Raw genomic sequence first — 15,119 nt, forward strand, 5'->3', positions numbered from 1 at the left:
GCGGCGCCTCAGCGCATCCGCTCGCGGCTCTCGCGCGCCTTGAACTGGCAGGGATTGTGCCGGTTCTGCGCATCGAGATGGTTTTTCCGGTGACAGGATGGGCACAGCGCGATCGGGACCAGCAAACGCTCGCCGCTCTCGATGTCGGAGCCGAACTCCTCGGCGCAGACTTCGAGATGCGCGCCCCGCTCCAGCAGAACCCGTGCCGAAACCCGGCAATGGTGACATTCCGTCTCCGACAGCGCCGCCGTCAGCTCACGCGCAGTTACCCTGCGTTGATAGTTGCAGTTCATGCCTGACATGATTTTCGCCCCACCACTCGAGCCAACGCACTCCACAAGATCCCACCTCAACCATGTTAGCGTACACCAAAAGGGCTGCAACAACCAGCCGCAGATCGGCCGTGGGGGCCTGGACCTTGCGTCACGCGCGCCCAGACGCGCCCACGCGAGACCCGGATCCCGCCTGAACCGACCCGCGTCATTGCCGGGCCGCCCCGATTGCGGCATGGTGCCTCGGGACCAGAGAGGAGCACCGCCTTGGCCACCTTCCGCCTGCGCAAGCTGAGCCTCGTCACCGACGAGATCCACCACGACGGCGGCGCCGATGCCGCGACCCCGCGCGCCCGCGCGGCGGTGCTCGCGGTGGTCTCGAACCCCTTCGCCGGGCGCTACGAGCCCGACCTGCAACCGGCGATGGAGGACCTCAAGCCGCTCGCCCTCATGATGGGCGAACGGCTGATCGCCGCGCTCGGCGGGGCCGCGGGGATCGACGCCTACGGCAAGGGCGCGCTCGTCGGCCTGAACGGCGAGCTGGAACACGGCGCGCTCTGGCATGCGCCCGGCGGCTACGGCATGCGCGCGCTCCTTGGCGAGACCAGGGCCATCGTGCCCTCGGCCAAGAAGGTCGGCGCGGCGGGCACGACGCTCGACCTGCCGCTCGCCCATGTCAACGCCGCCTATGTGCGCAGCCATTTCGACACGCTGACCGTGATGGTCCCCGACGGGCCGAAACCCGACGAGATCGTCTTCGCGCTCTGCATGGCCAGGGGACCGCGCATCCATTCCCGCATGGGCGGGCTCGAGGCGCACCAGATAAAAGGCGAGGACGGCCTGCGCTGATGCGCGGCCTCGCGGTCCTGCTGGCGCTCCTGCCGGGTCCGGCCCTCGCGCATGCCTCCGAGCGCATGGTGATCCTCACCCTGCCGACCGGCTGGTACATGGTTGGCGCAGGGGTTGCTGTCCTGCTGACCGCGCTTGTCGGGCTCGATGCGCGCCTTCTGCCCCGGTTCGCGGCGCACCAGATCTTCGAGCGGCCGCGCCTCGTGCCGCGCGCCCTCGCCGGGTGGCTCTCCGCGGCGGCGTTCTTGGGGCTTGTCGCGGTCGGCCTCTTCGGCACCCGCGACCCGCTGGAGAACCTGCTGCCGCTCACGGTCTGGACCCTGCTCTGGGTCGGCCTCACCCTCGCGTGCGTCCTCTTCGGCAACCTCTGGCGCGACATCGAGCCGTGGTCGGCCCCGGCCCGCGCGCTCCGCCGCCTTTTCGGCATCAACCGCGGCATCGGCCTTTCCCGGCTCGGCCACTGGCCGGCGGTCGCGGGCTATCTCGGCTTTGCCTGGTTCGAGATCGTCTCGCTCGCGCCCGCCGATCCGGCCGTCCTCGCCCGCGTGGCGGCGGGCTACTACTTCGTCATCGTCGCCCTCGCCGTGGCCGAGGGTGAGGACTGGCTCGACCGGGGCGAGTTCCTGACCGTCTATTTCGGCTTCGTCGCGAAGATCGCGCCCCTCTGGGCCGAACCCGCGGGCGACAGGCTGCGGATCTTCGCCGGTCTGCCCGGCGCGCAGGTGCTGCGCCTCGCACCGCTCTCTCTCTCGGCGGGGGCCTTCGTCACCCTCGTCCTCGCCTCCGTCAGCTTCGACGGCCTGACCGAAACCTTCTGGTGGCTCGCGCGCCTTGGCATCAACCCCCTCGAGTTCCCCGGCCGCTCGGCGGTGCTTGGCGTCAACAGCCTTGCGCTGCCCCTCTTCTGGCTGCTCAGCGCCGCGCTCATCCTCGGCGCGATCCGTGCCGGCCTGCCCGCCGGGCGGTTCCGCGACGCGGCGGGACCGATGATGCTCGCCTTCCTGCCGATCGCGGCGGGCTACCACGTCGCGCATTACCTTATCGCGCTCCTGACGAACGGCCAGTATGCGGTCGCGGCGCTGAACGACCCCTTCGGGCGGGGCTGGCAGCTTCTCGGCCTCTCAGAGCACTGGGTCTCCTTCGGCTTCCTCGCGACCCGCGCCGGGGTCCGCATGATCTGGATCGCGCAGTTCGCGACGATCCTCGGCGCGCATCTCCTCGCCGTCCTCATCGGCATGAAACTCTCCGAGCGGATCGCCGGCGGGCACTCGCTTCGCGCCCATCTGCCGATGACGGCGCTGATGGTCGGCTACACCGTCTTCGGCCTCTGGCTCCTGTCCACCCCGGCGGTCGGATGAGAAATCCTTGCATTCGGGGCACTTCCCGTGTTCCGATTTCGCACGAGAACCGGGCGCGCGGCCAGAACGCGCCAGATCCAACAGCGGAGATGTTCCATGACCGGAAGACCGTTCACCACGACCCCGACCCGCCGCACGATCCTCAAGGGCATGGCCGGCGCCGGCGCGCTCGCCGCCGTCCCGCGCTTCGTCCAGGCGCAGTCCTCCGAGCCGATCCGCATCGGCTTCCAGCTCCACCGCACCGGCATCGGCGCCTCCTACGGCCGCTGGTACGAGCGCACCGCCTCGGCCGCGCTGAAGGTGCTGAACGAGGCCGGCGGCATCAATGGCCGCCCGGTCGAGATCCTCTTCGAGGATGACGGCACCGATCCCAAGCGCGGCGCCGAGGTGGTGGAGAAGCTCACCACCCAGTCCAACTGCGACCTGGTGATGGGCACGCTCTTTTCCCATGTCGTGATCGGTTCGGCCCCCCGCGCGGGCGAGCTGAAGGTGCCCTATCTCGTCTGCTCCGAGGGCCATCATGTGGCGAGCGGGATGCTCAACCGCTGGACGCTCCAGCCCGGCATCACCGACGTGAAGAGCCAGGTCCAGGGCATGGCGCCCTTCGTCTCATCGAACCTCGGCAAGAAGGTCACGATGATCTTCCCCGACTTCGCCTTCGGCCACGATCACCGCGACTTCTTCACCGCAGCGATGGCCGCGCAGGGCGGCGAGGTGATCCAGCAGATCGCGATCCCGCCGACCGAGACCTCGTTCACCCGCTACTTCCCGCAGATCCCCTCGGACACCGAGGTGATCTATCACGTCATGGTCGGCCCCGCCGTCCTCACCTTCGTGAAGGAACTGGGCGAGTTCTACGGCTCGGGCGCGCGGCCGCAGCTTTTCGGCTTCATCGACTCGCTTGAAGCCGTCGACATCAACTCCCCCGGCCTCGAGTTTCTCGACGGCTCGCATTTCTGGGAAGGCCATCCGCGCTACAAGCAGGCCGACGCCTCCGAGCACGAGACCTTCTACCGCGACGCGGTGGGCGTCGACGACAACGGCGCCTCGGTCTCCGACCCCGCCGATATCGCCACCTACGCCCACATGTTCTCGACCTGGGAGACCTTGTTCGTCATCAAGCATGCGATGGAGGCGGCGGGCTACACCGGCCCCGCCGACCGGCAGAAGATCGTGGAAGCCATCGAGGCGATGACCGGGTTCGAGGAAGGACAGGCGCATCCGCAGGGGCCGAAGGTCTTCAACGGCAAGACCCACCAGGCCTTCGGGCTCCAGTCCATCACAAAGGTCGAGGGCGGCAAGCTCGTGCGCGTCCACCAGACCTCGATGGAGGACGGGTTCTATCCCGACGAGGTCGACTACACGACGATGAGCTTCTGATACCGGGACGGGCGGGGCGTAATCCCCGCCCGATTTGTGCGTGGATTTCGGACCGTTCCTGCTTCTCGCCCTGATGGAGGGCCTCGTCACCGCCGCGGTCCTCGCGCTGACGGCCTCCGGGCTGTCATTGGTGTTCGGCATCATGCGGGTGGTGAACGTCGCCCACGGCGCCTTCTTCATGCTGGGCGCGGTGCTCGCGTGGTTCGTGTCGCAATGGGTGCCGGGTCCGGCGGCTCTGTCCTTCGCTGTGGCGATCGTCCTCTGCCCGCTCATCGTCGGCGCCATCGCGGCGGCCGCCGATACCGCCGTCCTGAAACGGCTGAACTACGAGCCCGAGGCGACCATCGTCGCGACGATCGGGCTTCTCTACATACTCGAACAGGCGGCCCTGAGCGTCTTCGGCCCCGACGCGCGCCCGGTGCCGGCACCGCTTAACTTCCGCATCCAGCTGCCGTGGTTCGGCTATTCCGGCTACAAGCTCGCCGTGGTGGTCGCGGCGGCCCTTGTGCTCCTCGCGGTCTGGCTGATCCTCAGGCACACGCGCGCCGGGCTGATCATGCGGGCGACCCAGATCGACCGCGACACCGCGAGGGCCTTCGGGATCAATGTCGACAAGGTCTATGCCGGGGTCTTCGCGATGGGGGCGGGGCTTGCCGCCATCGCCGCCGTCCTCATCGTGCCGATCCAGCAGGCGCATTACCTGATGGGCGGCGATCCCCTGCTCCTGTCCTTCATCGTCGTCATCATCGGCGGCTTGGGCAGCTTGCGCGGCACGCTGGTCGCGGCTCTCGTCATCGGGCTCTCGGACGGCGTCATCTCCACCTTCTTCGCGCCGACGCTCGCCAAGATCGTGGCCACGCTCGCCGTCGCGCTGATCCTCGTCCTCAGGCCTCAGGGCCTCTTCGGAAAGCGCGCGGCATGAAGCTCGACCGGGCGCTTCTCCTCCACCTCGGCCTCCTCGCGGCACTTCTCGCGTTCCATGTCGCGGCGCCCGCCTATCACCACACCAATATCGCCCGGATCATGGTGCTCGCGATCTACGCGATGGGCTACAACATCGCCTTCGGCTACACCGGCCTCCTGAGCCTCGGCCACGCGCTTTTCTTCGGCGCCGGGCTCTATGCCGCCGGGCTTCTCGCCTATCACGCGGACGGGACGGCGGCGACCGGCCTGATCGCCGGGCTCGCCGCCGGGGGGCTCGTCGCCTTCGCGCTCGGCCTCTTCGCGCTCCGCACCGCCGGGGTCGCTTTCATGATCGTGACGCTGATGTTCGCGCAGGCGGGCTACCTGACGGTGCTCTACTTCGGCAGTTACACCCGCGGCGACGAGGGGATCGTGATCCCTAAGGCCGGCCGCATGCTCGGAAGCCTCGACCTCTCCGACGACAACACCCGCTACCTCGTGGCCTTCGCGCTCTTCGCGGTGGCCCTTCTCGTCAACCTCTGGCTCGCCCGCTCGCCGCGCGGCCGGATCATGGTGGCGATGCGCGAGAACGAGGAGCGAAGCCGCATGCTCGGCTACAACCCGTTCACGGTGAAGCTCGCGGCGCTGACGATCTCCGGCCTCTATTCCGGCCTCTCCGGCGCGGCCTACGCGCTGATGTTCGGCTATGCCGGGGCGAGCCTCGCCTCGGTCCAATACTCGATCCTGCCGCTTCTCTACGTCCTTCTCGGCGGCGCGGGCACGGTGATCGGCCCGTTCCTCGGCGCGCTCCTGATGTTCTACCTCATCGACTACGCGTCCTCGGTGACCGATGCCCACCAGTTCGTCACCGGCGCAGCCCTCGTCCTCCTCATCCTCTTCGCGCCGAAGGGCATCCTCGGCACGCTCCGCGAACGGGGGCTCAGATGGCTGCCGTGACGCTTCTGGAGGCGCGCGGGCTCACCCGCCATTTCGACGGGCTGAAGGCCGTCGACGGGGTGGATTTCGACCTTGAGGAGGGCGAGATCCACGCCCTCATCGGCCCGAACGGCGCCGGCAAGACCACCTTCGTGAGCCTCCTTTCGGGCCGCATCCCGGTCCAGTCCGGCACGATCCGCTTTGCCGGGCGCGACATTACCCGGACCCCCGCCCATGCCCGCGTCCGGGCGGGCATTGCCTATACGTTCCAGATCACCCAAGTCTACGGCGCGCTCACCGTCTTCGACAACGTCGCCCTCGCGGTCCAGAGCCGCCATTCCCGTCGCCTCGCCGGGGACACGACCGAGGCGCTGACCCGCGTCGGGCTCGAGGCGCGCGCCGACCAGATCGCGGGAACCCTCAGCTACGGCCACCAGCGGCTTCTCGAAGTGGCGATGGGCCTCGCGCTGAAGCCGAAGCTCCTGATCCTCGACGAGCCGACGCAGGGCCTCGCGCAAGGCGAGATCGAGACCTTCAAGGACATCGTGCGCGGCGTGGTGCCGGAGGCGACGGTGCTTCTCATCGAGCACAACATGGACGTGGTCATGGACCTCGCCCACCGCATCACGGTGCTGAACTTCGGCGAGGTCCTGGCGACCGGCACGCCGGAGGCGATCCGCGCCGACAGGGCGGTGCAGGCGGCCTATCTCGGGGATCCGCATGCTGCGGCTTGAGGGGATCGAGGCGGGCTACGGCGCCGTCCAGGTGCTGCGCGGGCTCTCCCTTTCCGTCGCGGCAGGCGAGGTCCTGTGTCTCATGGGCCGCAACGGGGCCGGCAAATCCACCACGCTCAAGACCATCATCGGCCAGGTCCGCGCCGGCGCCGGGACGATCGAGCTTGACGGCGCCCGGCTCGAAACCCTGCCCGCGCACGAGGTGCCGCGCCAGGGCGTCGGCTATGTGCCGCAGGGGCGGCGGCTCTTCGGCGACCTGACCGTGGCCGAGAACATCGAGATCGGCCTGATGACCCGCCACCGCGACGCCCGCACCCGCGACCGGGTGCTCCAGCTCTTTCCCCGGCTCCGAGAACGGATGGGGCAGGTCTCGCGCACGCTTTCGGGCGGCGAGCAGCAGATGCTCGCCATTGCCCGCGCGCTCTGCCTCGAGCCCAAGGTCCTGCTTCTCGACGAGCCGACCGAGGGGCTGCAACCCTCGATGATCGCGCTGATCCGCGACACCGTGGTGGCGCTGAAGAAAACCGGCGTCGCGACGATCCTCGTCGAGCAGCGCGTCGATGCGGCCCTGTCGGTCGCCGACCGCATCGCCTTCATGACGGGCGGCAGCGTCGCCGAAACCGTCCCGGCGGCCGGCCTTCGCGCCGATGCGCCGCAATTCGCCGCCTATGTCGGCGTCTGAGCGGGCAGGCCGGTCGCGGCCCGGAATGCGCGGCCCAAGACCGGCATTCCCTTTTGCTCTGGCGGGTTTAGAATTTTCTTGCGCGAATCTGAAAAAACTTTACCAATTGATAAAAATTTTCGCGAGGGAGTGCAACAAACCGACAGGGGGTTGAACATGACTGGAAGGATCAAGCCGGCCGGGCTGAGCCGTCGGCATCTCATGGCGAGCGCGGGCGCCATTGCCGCGACCGGGGTCGTCGGACTGCCGAAGCGGCTTCTCGCCGCCGACCCGATCAAGGTCGCGGGCATCTACACCGTGCCGGTCGAACAGCAATGGGTGAGCCGCATCCATGTCGCCGCCGAAGCCGCCGTCGCGGCCGGTGGCGCCAACTACACCTTCACCGAGAACGTCACCAACACCGACTATCCCCGCGTCATGCGCGAATATGCCGAGCAGGGCGCAAAGCTCATCGTCGGCGAGATCTTCGGCGTCGAGCAGGAGGCGCGCGAGGTCGTCGACGAATATCCCGAGACGGCGTTTCTCCTCGGCTCGTCGTTCCTCCATGACGAGGCGCATCCGAACCTCGCGGTCTTCGACAACTACATTCAGGATGCGTCCTATCTCTCCGGCATCATCGCCGGCGCGATGACGCAGTCGGGAAATATCGGCGTCGTCGGCGGCTTCCCGATCCCCGAGGTGAACCGGCTGATCCATGCCTTCATCGCCGGCGTGCGCGAGACGAAGCCCGACGCCACCTTCCAGGTGAGCTTCATCGGCTCGTGGTTCGACCCGCCGAAGGCCAAGGAGACCGCCTTCGCCATGATCGATAACGGCGCGGACCTCATGTATGCCGAACGCTTCGGCGTCTCGGACGCGGCCCAGGAACGCGGCATCCTCGCCGTCGGCAACGTGATCGACACGCAAGCGGATTACCCCGAGACCGTCGTCGCCTCCGCGCTCTGGCATTTCGAACCGACGCTGAACGCCGCCCTCGCCGCCGTCGCCGGCGGCAGCTTCAAGGCCGACAACTACGGCACCTATTCCTTCCTGAAGGAAGGCGGCTGCTCGCTCGCCCCCCTCGGCACGTTCGAGGGCAAGGTGCCCGCCGAGGCAATGGCGCTGGTGGCCGAGCGCGAGGCCGCGATCAAGGACGGCAGCTTCACCGTCGAGATCAACGACGAAGAGCCGAAGTCGTCCTGATGGCTGGGGGCGAGGGGGCGGAGGTCGTCCTCCGCCTCGACGGCATCACCAAAAGGTTCGGGGCGCTTCTCGCCAACGACGCGATCTCGTTCGAGCTGCGGAAGGGCGAGGTCGTCGCCCTTCTCGGCGAGAACGGCGCCGGCAAGACGACGCTTATGAACATCCTCTTCGGCCATTACACCGCCGATGCGGGAACCGTCGAGGTGTTCGGGCGGCGTTTGCCGCCCGGCCATCCCCGCGCCGCCCTCGCGGCGGGGGTGGGCATGGTGCACCAGCACTTCACGCTCGCCGACAACATGACGGTCCTGGAGAACATCCTCCTCGGCACCGGCTCGCTCCTCTCGCCGCGGCTCGATACCGGGGCGGCGCGGGCGAAGGTCGCCAAGCTCTCCGCCGATTTCGGCCTCGCGGTCCACCCCGACGCCCGCGTCGGCGCGCTCTCGGTCGGCGAACGCCAGCGGGTGGAGATCCTCAAGGCGCTCTACCGCGACGCCCGCATCCTGATCCTCGACGAGCCGACCGCCGTCCTGACCCCGCAGGAGACGTCCGCGCTTTTCGAGACGCTGAGGAAGGCCGTGGCGCTCGGCCTCTCGGTCATCTTCATCTCGCACAAGCTGAACGAGGTGATGGCGATTTCCTCGCGCGTCCTCGTGCTGCGCCACGGCCGCCTCGCGGGCGAGGTCGCGACCGCCGACACCGACCGCCACAGGCTGGCCGAGATGATGGTCGGCGCCGAGATCACCGCGCCGAAACTCGCGGAACGAGACCCGGGCGCCCCGCTCCTGACCTTGAGGCGGGTGACGACGACCCCGCGCGGAAATGCGCCCGGTCTCGCGGGCATCGACCTGACGCTCCGCGCGGGCCAGATCACCGGCCTCGCCGGCGTCTCCGGCAACGGCCAGTCGGCCCTTGCCGACCTCATCGGCGGGCTCGACAGGCCTGCGGCGGGCACGATGGACCTGACCCCGCCGCATCAGGGCGACTGGTCGCCGCGCGCGGCCCTTGCCGCCGGCATCGCCCGCATCCCCGAGGACCGCCACCGGACCGGCACCGTCGCCGATTTCTCGCTGACCGAGAACGCGGTGCTGGAAAGCTACGAGAGCGCCCCCTACAGCCGGAAGGGCTGGATGGACTGGGCCGCCGCCGAGGGCTTCGCGCGGAAGATCATCGACACCTACGACGTCCGCTGCCCCGGCCCGCAGGCCGCGATCCGGCTTCTTTCCGGCGGCAACATGCAAAAGCTGATCCTCGGCCGCGCGCTTGAAGCCGGTCCGAAGATCATCCTCGCCAACCAGCCGGTGCGCGGCCTCGACATCGGCGCCGTCACCTTCGTCCACGGCCAGCTCATCGCCGCCCGCGACCGGGGGGCGGCGGTCCTCCTCATCTCCGAGGACCTCGACGAGATCATGGCGCTCTCCGACACCATCCATGTGATCTACGAGGGCCGGCTCTCGCCCGCCTTCCCGCGCGGCACCAGGACCCCGGCCGAGCTTGGCATCTGGATGGCGGGACAGGGCTTCGACGGAGGCGCCGATGCGGCTTGAGCCGATCGCCAATCCCACGGCTGTGCGCCGCTTCGGCCTGCCCGCAACGGCGCTCGCACTCACCGTGCTGGTCGCCTCGCTCCTCGCGCTCCTTGCCGGCGCTAACCCTTTTGCAACATTGGGGCTGATCCTGAAGGGCGCTGCGGGGTCGAAATTTGCACTTCTCGAAACTTTGAACCGCGCGACGCCTCTCATCTTCACCGGCCTCGCCGTCGCCGTTGCGTTCCGGGCGAAGCTCTGGAACATCGGCGCCGAGGCGCAGCTCTACGCGGGCGCCATCGTCACCGTGCTCCTCGGCACCGGGGCGCTGCCGCTCCCGTCGGCGCTGCTCCTCCCCGTCATCGCCCTCGCCGCGATGCTCGCAGGCGCGCTCGCCCTCCTCGGCCCGGTGCTCCTCAAGACCCGGCTCGGCGTCGACGAGGTCGTGACCACGCTTCTGTTCAACTTCATCATGCTCCTCTTCGTCTCCTACCTCCTCGAAGGGCCGATGAAGGACCCGATGGGCATGGGCTGGCCGAAATCCCCCGCGCTCGAAAAGGCCGCCCGCCTGCCGCGCATCGTCGACGGGCTGCGCCTGCACTGGGGTTTCGCGCTGGCGATCCTCGCGGCCATCGCGGTCTGGGTGATCCAGACCCGCACCACGCTCGGCTACGAGATCCGCGCCGTCGGCCTCAACGCCGAGGCCGCGCGCTTCGCCGGCATCCCGGTCGGCCGCGTCATGGTCAAGACCGCGCTTCTTTCCGGCGGGCTGGCGGCGCTTGCGGGCTTCTCCGAGGTCGCGGGGCTGAAGGGCAACCTCACCTTGGACCTCTCGCCGGGCTTCGGCTACACCGGCATCATCGTCGCGATGCTGGCGCTCCTCAATCCGCTCGGGGTGGTGCTCTCCGCGCTCTTCGTCGCCGGCGTCTTCGTCGGCGCCGACAGCATGAGCCGCGCCGCCGGCGTACCGACCTACATCGCCGACATCCTGACCGCGACCGCGCTCCTGACGATGGTGCTGGCGCTCCGCCTCACCCGCGCCCGGATCAGGTGGCGCTGATGGAGATATTCGACATCCTCCTCACCGCGAGCTTCTGGGCCGCCGCCGTCCGCATCGCCTCGCCCTTGATCTTCGCCACTTTGGGCGAACTCATCTGCGAGCGCGCCGGGGTGCTCAACCTCGGCATCGAGGGGATCATGGTGATCGGCGCCTTCGCCGGCTGGATGGCGGTCTATCTCGGCGCGGGGCTCTGGGCGGGCGTCCTCGTCGCGATGCTGGCGGGCATGCTCTTCGGCCTCCTCCACGCGACGCTCACCGTGCCCTTCGGCCTTTCCCAGCATGTCGTCGGCCTCGGCGTCACGCTTCTGGCCACCGCGAGCGCGAGCTTCGCCTACCGGATATCGCTTCCCGAAGTCACCTCGCCGCCGAAGATCGCGCCCTTCCAGCCCTTCGCGATCCCCTACCTTTCGGAGATCCCGCTCATCGGCCCCGCCTTCTTCGCCCAGACCGCGCTCACCTACCTCGCCTTCGCGCTCATCGCCGTCGTCGCCTTCACCCTCTACCGCACGCCGCTCGGCCTCGCCCTGCGCGCCGCGGGCGAGAACCCGGCCTCGGTCGAGGCGCAGGGCCTCTCCGTCACCGCGATCCGCATGGGCGCGGTGATCGTCGGCTCCGGCCTGATGGCGGTGGGCGGCGCGTTCCTCACCATGTCGGCCTTCTCGTCCTTCTTCTTCGAGATGGTGAACGGCCGCGGCTGGATCTGCATCGCGCTCGTCGTCTTCGGCGCCTGGCGGCCCGGCAAGGCAGCCCTTGGCGCGCTCCTCTTCGCCGCCTTCGACGCGCTGCAGGTCAGGCTCCAGCAGACGCCGATGGGCGCGGTCGTGCCCTACCAGGTCTTCCTGATGGTGCCTTACGTCCTCTCGATCCTCGCCCTCATCCTCATGTCGCGCCGCGCCGAGGTGCCGGCCGCGCTGATGGTCCCATTCAACAAGGGGGAACGCTAGATGTTCGACCTTCTGATCAAGGGGGGGACGCTCCCCGATGGCACGGTCTCCGACATCGCCATCACCGGCGACCGCATCGCCGCCACCGGCCGGGTTGAGGCCGAGGCGAAGGAGGTGATCGACGCCACCGGCGACCTCGTCTCGCCGCCCTTCGTCGATCCGCATTTTCACATGGACGCGACCCTCTCCTATGGCATCCCGCGGGTGAACGCCTCCGGCACGCTCCTCGAAGGCATCGCGCTCTGGGGCGAGCTCCGCGCGATCGCGACGGTGGAGGAGATGGTCTCCCGCGCACTCACCTATTGCGACTGGGCGGCCTCGATGGGGCTTCTCGCGATCCGCTCCCATGTCGACACCACGCCCGACCACCTGCGCGGCGTCGAGGCGCTTCTGGAGGTGAAGAAGAAAGTCGCCCCCTATATCGACCTCCAGCTCGTCGCCTTTCCCCAGGACGGGCTCCACCGCACCAGGACCGGCCGCGAGAACCTGATCCGCGCGCTCGGCCGCGGCGTCGATGTCGTCGGCGGCATCCCGCATTTCGAGCGCACGATGGAGGAGGGCCGCGAGAGCGTCGCCGACCTCGCCCGCATCGCCGCCGAACGCGGGCTGATGCTCGACCTCCACTGCGACGAGACCGACGACCCGATGAGCCGCCATGTCGAGACACTGGCGCGCGAGGTCACGCGCCACGGGCTGAAGGGCAGGGCGGCCGGCTCGCATCTCACCTCGATGCATTCGATGGACAATTACTACGTCTCGAAGCTCCTGCCCCTGATGGCCGAAAGCGGCATGGCGGCGATCCCCAACCCGCTCATCAACATCACCCTTCAGGGCCGCCACGACACCTATCCGAAGCGCCGGGGGCTCACGCGGGTGAAGGAGATGCAGGCCCACGGCATCACCGTCGGCTGGGGCCAGGACTGCGTCATGGACCCCTGGTATTCCTTGGGCACCGCCGACATGCTCGACGTCGCCTTCATGGGGCTCCACGTCGCGCAGATGACCCATCCGGATGAGATGGCGCGCTGCTTCGACATGGTGACCAATGCCAACGCCCGGATCATGGGGCTTCAGGGCTACGGGCTGAAGAAGGGCGACATGGCCTCGCTCGTCATCCTCGACGCCGCCAGCCCGACCGAGGCGCTGAGGCTCCGCGCCGCCCGCCTCGCGGTGATCGCCAAGGGCAAGGTGATCGCCCGGAGCGCGCGCGGCGACGCCCGTCTGTCACTTCCCGGCCGCCCGGAAACCCTGCGCCGCCGCCACTGAGGCCAGCGGGGCGCCGACCGCGACAGTCAGTGCCCGCGCGATCGGCAGGATCGCTTTCCCCCGGGCTCCGCGAACGGAACACCCCGTCAGGGCGCGATGTTCTGGTTGATCCGGAACAGGTTGTCGGGATCGTAGCGGCGCTTGATCTGGACAAGGCGCTCGTAGTTGCCGCCGTAGTTGTCCTGCACCCGCCCGCTGTCGTCGTCGTCCATGAAGTTGATATAGCCGCCGGGCTCGGAATGCGGCGCTACGGCATCCGAGTAATCCCGCACCCACTTGGTATGCGCGGCATCATGCGCCGGATCGTCCGAGGCAGCGATGATGACCATGGAGAAGTTGGCGTCGCGGTGGCCGAAGGCCGTGGCATCCGCCGCCACATCCTGGCAGGCGCCGTCGATCGGGTAGAGATGCATGGTCGAGCTGACGGTCGGCGCGTTCGGCCCGTGCTTCACATGGGCGGCGATCGCCTCGTCGGTCAGTTCCTTGACAAAGTTGCCCTTCCAGTACTGGCGGATGCCGGTCGGGAACAACCCGTCGAAGGCGCCATTGATCGCCGGGTAGGGCAGCGGGCCGACCATCTCGGCCTTGACCTCGGCGACTTCGTGGAACGCCTTGAACTGGCGCTCGCCCTCCGCCGGGTCGCCCGACCAGCAGGCCACGATGGCGGCGAACATGTCGCCGTGCCGGTTCTCCGGGATGAAGGGCAGCGGCGGCGCGATCTGGAACGCCGGGAAGCAGCCCATCTCGCGCGGGGCCGTCTTGATGTAGTCACGGTAGAACTTGAAGATGTTCTCGGTCTCCTCGATCTCGTAGAACATCGGCCCCCAGTAGACGTTCTGGACCGGCTGCAGCTTGTATTCCAGCGAGGTGCAGACCCCGAAGTTTCCGCCGCCGCCGCGCAGCGCCCAGAAGAGGTCGGCATTCTCGTTCTCGCTCGCGATCACCATCCTGCCATCTGCGGTCACCACGTCGGCCGAGATCAGGTTATCGAGCGACAGCCCGTGCCCGCGTGACAGATAGCCGATGCCGCCCCCGAGCGTCAGCCCGGCGATGCCGGTGGTCGAGATCACGCCGCCGGTCGTGGCCAGCCCGAAGGCATGCGTCGCCGCGTTGAAGTCGCCCCAGGTCGTGCCGCCCTCCGCCCGGACGGTCCGGGCGACCGGATCGACCCGGACCCCGCGCATCCGGGAAAAGTCCAGCACGACCCCGCCGTCATTGGTGCCGAACCCCGGTCCGCTGTGCCCGCCGCCGCGGACCGACAGGTCCAGGCGATTGTCGCGGGCAAAGTTGACGGTGGTCATCGCGTCGCCGGCATTCGCCACGCGCACGACGACCGCCGGACGCTTGTCGATCATGCCATTGTGAACCTTGCGTGCCGCTTCGAACTCCGCGTCGTCCGGAACGATTACGTCGCCCCGAATGAGTTCGCGCAACTCACTCGCTGTCTTAGCGGTCATGATATCCCCCTGAGAACGAATTCTCTTTTTTGAGCGCCGGAACCATCCCGGCGCGTTTTTTCATTTTATCAGAAAAACTTGGGTGAATGTGGACCGTCGACTCAACCCCAAGGCAGCCGGGCCGGATGCGATGGCGCGTTCCAGGAGGCGCTGGCGTGACCATACCCGGAGCCGCGCGCCCGCCGGCTCTCGAAAGGCCGCCTCAGCTGCCGCGGTAGGTCCCGTACCCGAAGGGCGAGAGCAACAAGGGCACATGGTAATGCGCCTCCGGGTCCGAGATCCCGAACCGGATCGGGATCTCGTCGAGAAAGCGCGGCGCCTCCGGCGCGGCCCCCGTCGCATCGAGATAGGCCCCGGCGCGGAAGACAAGCTCATAGACCCCGGCCGCGAAGGCGCCCCCGGGCAGGATCGGGCTGTCGGTGCGCCCGTCCGCATTCGTCACCATCCGCGCGAGCGACCGCCGGCCTTCGCCCTCGAGTGCGAAAAGCTCGATCTCCAGCCCCGCCGCCGGCACCCCCCGCGCGGTATCGAGCACATGCGTCGTCAGGTAGCCCTCGGCCATCATCGCCCTCC

Annotated in this window: 15 protein-coding genes; 12 read left to right on the forward strand and 3 right to left on the reverse strand. The window is 68.5% G+C overall.

What is annotated here, in order from left to right:
• Nucleotides 1–8: 8 nt before the first annotated feature.
• Nucleotides 9–302, reverse strand: coding sequence for a hypothetical protein (locus R5H32_RS16420; RefSeq protein ID WP_318339778.1), 294 nt, complete (start codon nucleotides 300–302; stop codon nucleotides 9–11).
• A gap of 237 nt (nucleotides 303–539) precedes the next feature.
• Here R5H32_RS16420 and R5H32_RS16425 point away from each other — a divergent pair, with 237 nt between their 5' ends.
• The 12 genes from R5H32_RS16425 (at nucleotide 540) to R5H32_RS16480 (ending at nucleotide 13,089) form a co-directional block, all read left to right on the forward strand.
• Nucleotides 540–1,121, forward strand: coding sequence for an amino acid synthesis family protein (locus R5H32_RS16425; RefSeq protein WP_318339779.1), 582 nt, complete (start codon nucleotides 540–542; stop codon nucleotides 1,119–1,121).
• Complete coding sequence (locus R5H32_RS16430; protein ID WP_318339780.1) at nucleotides 1,121–2,479, forward strand: hypothetical protein; 1,359 nt, start codon at nucleotides 1,121–1,123, stop codon at nucleotides 2,477–2,479. The genes R5H32_RS16425 and R5H32_RS16430 overlap by 1 nt, the downstream gene beginning before the upstream one ends.
• 96 nt (nucleotides 2,480–2,575) lie before the next feature.
• Nucleotides 2,576–3,859: an ABC transporter substrate-binding protein gene (locus tag R5H32_RS16435; RefSeq protein WP_318339781.1), complete on the forward strand. Its 1,284-nt coding sequence runs from the start codon at nucleotides 2,576–2,578 to the stop codon at nucleotides 3,857–3,859.
• 40 nt (nucleotides 3,860–3,899) lie between these two features.
• Nucleotides 3,900–4,781: a branched-chain amino acid ABC transporter permease gene (locus tag R5H32_RS16440; protein WP_318339782.1), complete on the forward strand. Its 882-nt coding sequence runs from the start codon at nucleotides 3,900–3,902 to the stop codon at nucleotides 4,779–4,781.
• A complete protein-coding gene (locus R5H32_RS16445; RefSeq protein ID WP_318339783.1) occupies nucleotides 4,778–5,719 on the forward strand; it encodes a branched-chain amino acid ABC transporter permease in 942 nt (313 codons plus the stop codon). Before R5H32_RS16440 ends, R5H32_RS16445 begins: the two co-directional genes overlap by 4 nt.
• Nucleotides 5,716–6,432, forward strand: coding sequence for an ABC transporter ATP-binding protein (locus tag R5H32_RS16450; RefSeq protein ID WP_318339893.1), 717 nt, complete (start codon nucleotides 5,716–5,718; stop codon nucleotides 6,430–6,432). Before R5H32_RS16445 ends, R5H32_RS16450 begins: the two co-directional genes overlap by 4 nt.
• Nucleotides 6,419–7,114, forward strand: coding sequence for an ABC transporter ATP-binding protein (locus R5H32_RS16455; RefSeq protein WP_318339784.1), 696 nt, complete (start codon nucleotides 6,419–6,421; stop codon nucleotides 7,112–7,114). Before R5H32_RS16450 ends, R5H32_RS16455 begins: the two co-directional genes overlap by 14 nt.
• A 156-nt stretch (nucleotides 7,115–7,270) precedes the next feature.
• Entirely contained in the window at nucleotides 7,271–8,296 is a 1,026-nt protein-coding gene (locus R5H32_RS16460; protein ID WP_318339785.1) for a BMP family protein, read from the forward strand.
• On the forward strand, nucleotides 8,296–9,840 hold the full coding sequence (locus R5H32_RS16465; protein ID WP_318339786.1) for an ABC transporter ATP-binding protein: 1,545 nt from the start codon (nucleotides 8,296–8,298) through the stop codon (nucleotides 9,838–9,840). The genes R5H32_RS16460 and R5H32_RS16465 overlap by 1 nt, the downstream gene beginning before the upstream one ends.
• Nucleotides 9,830–10,879, forward strand: a complete 1,050-nt coding sequence (locus R5H32_RS16470; protein WP_318339787.1) for an ABC transporter permease — start codon at nucleotides 9,830–9,832, stop codon at nucleotides 10,877–10,879. Before R5H32_RS16465 ends, R5H32_RS16470 begins: the two co-directional genes overlap by 11 nt.
• Entirely contained in the window at nucleotides 10,879–11,823 is a 945-nt protein-coding gene (locus R5H32_RS16475) for an ABC transporter permease (RefSeq protein WP_318339788.1), read from the forward strand. The genes R5H32_RS16470 and R5H32_RS16475 overlap by 1 nt, the downstream gene beginning before the upstream one ends.
• Complete coding sequence (locus R5H32_RS16480) at nucleotides 11,824–13,089, forward strand: cytosine deaminase (RefSeq protein ID WP_318339789.1); 1,266 nt, start codon at nucleotides 11,824–11,826, stop codon at nucleotides 13,087–13,089.
• 86 nt (nucleotides 13,090–13,175) lie between these two features.
• Here the strand turns inward: R5H32_RS16480 and R5H32_RS16485 are convergent, their stop codons facing one another.
• Complete coding sequence (locus R5H32_RS16485) at nucleotides 13,176–14,546, reverse strand: FAD-binding oxidoreductase (protein ID WP_318339790.1); 1,371 nt, start codon at nucleotides 14,544–14,546, stop codon at nucleotides 13,176–13,178.
• 202 nt (nucleotides 14,547–14,748) lie between these two features.
• Nucleotides 14,749–15,108, reverse strand: coding sequence for a hydroxyisourate hydrolase (gene uraH, locus R5H32_RS16490; RefSeq protein ID WP_318339791.1), 360 nt, complete (start codon nucleotides 15,106–15,108; stop codon nucleotides 14,749–14,751).
• Between the last annotated feature and the right edge of the window lie 11 nt (nucleotides 15,109–15,119).

Origin of the sequence: Defluviimonas sp. D31 (genome assembly GCF_033436765.1) — a bacterium.
Lineage (GTDB): Bacteria > Pseudomonadota > Alphaproteobacteria > Rhodobacterales > Rhodobacteraceae > Albidovulum.

Coding starts and splice junctions, on each gene's coding strand:
- R5H32_RS16465 (WP_318339786.1), top strand. CDS start 8,296: ATGGCTGGGGGCGAGGGGGCGGAGGTCGTCCTCCGCCTCGACGGCATC.
- R5H32_RS16480 (WP_318339789.1), top strand. CDS start 11,824: ATGTTCGACCTTCTGATCAAGGGGGGGACGCTCCCCGATGGCACGGTC.
- R5H32_RS16485 (WP_318339790.1), bottom strand. CDS start 14,546: ATGACCGCTAAGACAGCGAGTGAGTTGCGCGAACTCATTCGGGGCGAC.
- R5H32_RS16475 (WP_318339788.1), top strand. CDS start 10,879: ATGGAGATATTCGACATCCTCCTCACCGCGAGCTTCTGGGCCGCCGCC.
- R5H32_RS16470 (WP_318339787.1), top strand. CDS start 9,830: ATGCGGCTTGAGCCGATCGCCAATCCCACGGCTGTGCGCCGCTTCGGC.
- R5H32_RS16460 (WP_318339785.1), top strand. CDS start 7,271: ATGACTGGAAGGATCAAGCCGGCCGGGCTGAGCCGTCGGCATCTCATG.
- R5H32_RS16430 (WP_318339780.1), top strand. CDS start 1,121: ATGCGCGGCCTCGCGGTCCTGCTGGCGCTCCTGCCGGGTCCGGCCCTC.
- R5H32_RS16435 (WP_318339781.1), top strand. CDS start 2,576: ATGACCGGAAGACCGTTCACCACGACCCCGACCCGCCGCACGATCCTC.
- R5H32_RS16420 (WP_318339778.1), bottom strand. CDS start 302: ATGTCAGGCATGAACTGCAACTATCAACGCAGGGTAACTGCGCGTGAG.
- R5H32_RS16455 (WP_318339784.1), top strand. CDS start 6,419: ATGCTGCGGCTTGAGGGGATCGAGGCGGGCTACGGCGCCGTCCAGGTG.
- R5H32_RS16445 (WP_318339783.1), top strand. CDS start 4,778: ATGAAGCTCGACCGGGCGCTTCTCCTCCACCTCGGCCTCCTCGCGGCA.
- uraH (WP_318339791.1), bottom strand. CDS start 15,108: ATGGCCGAGGGCTACCTGACGACGCATGTGCTCGATACCGCGCGGGGG.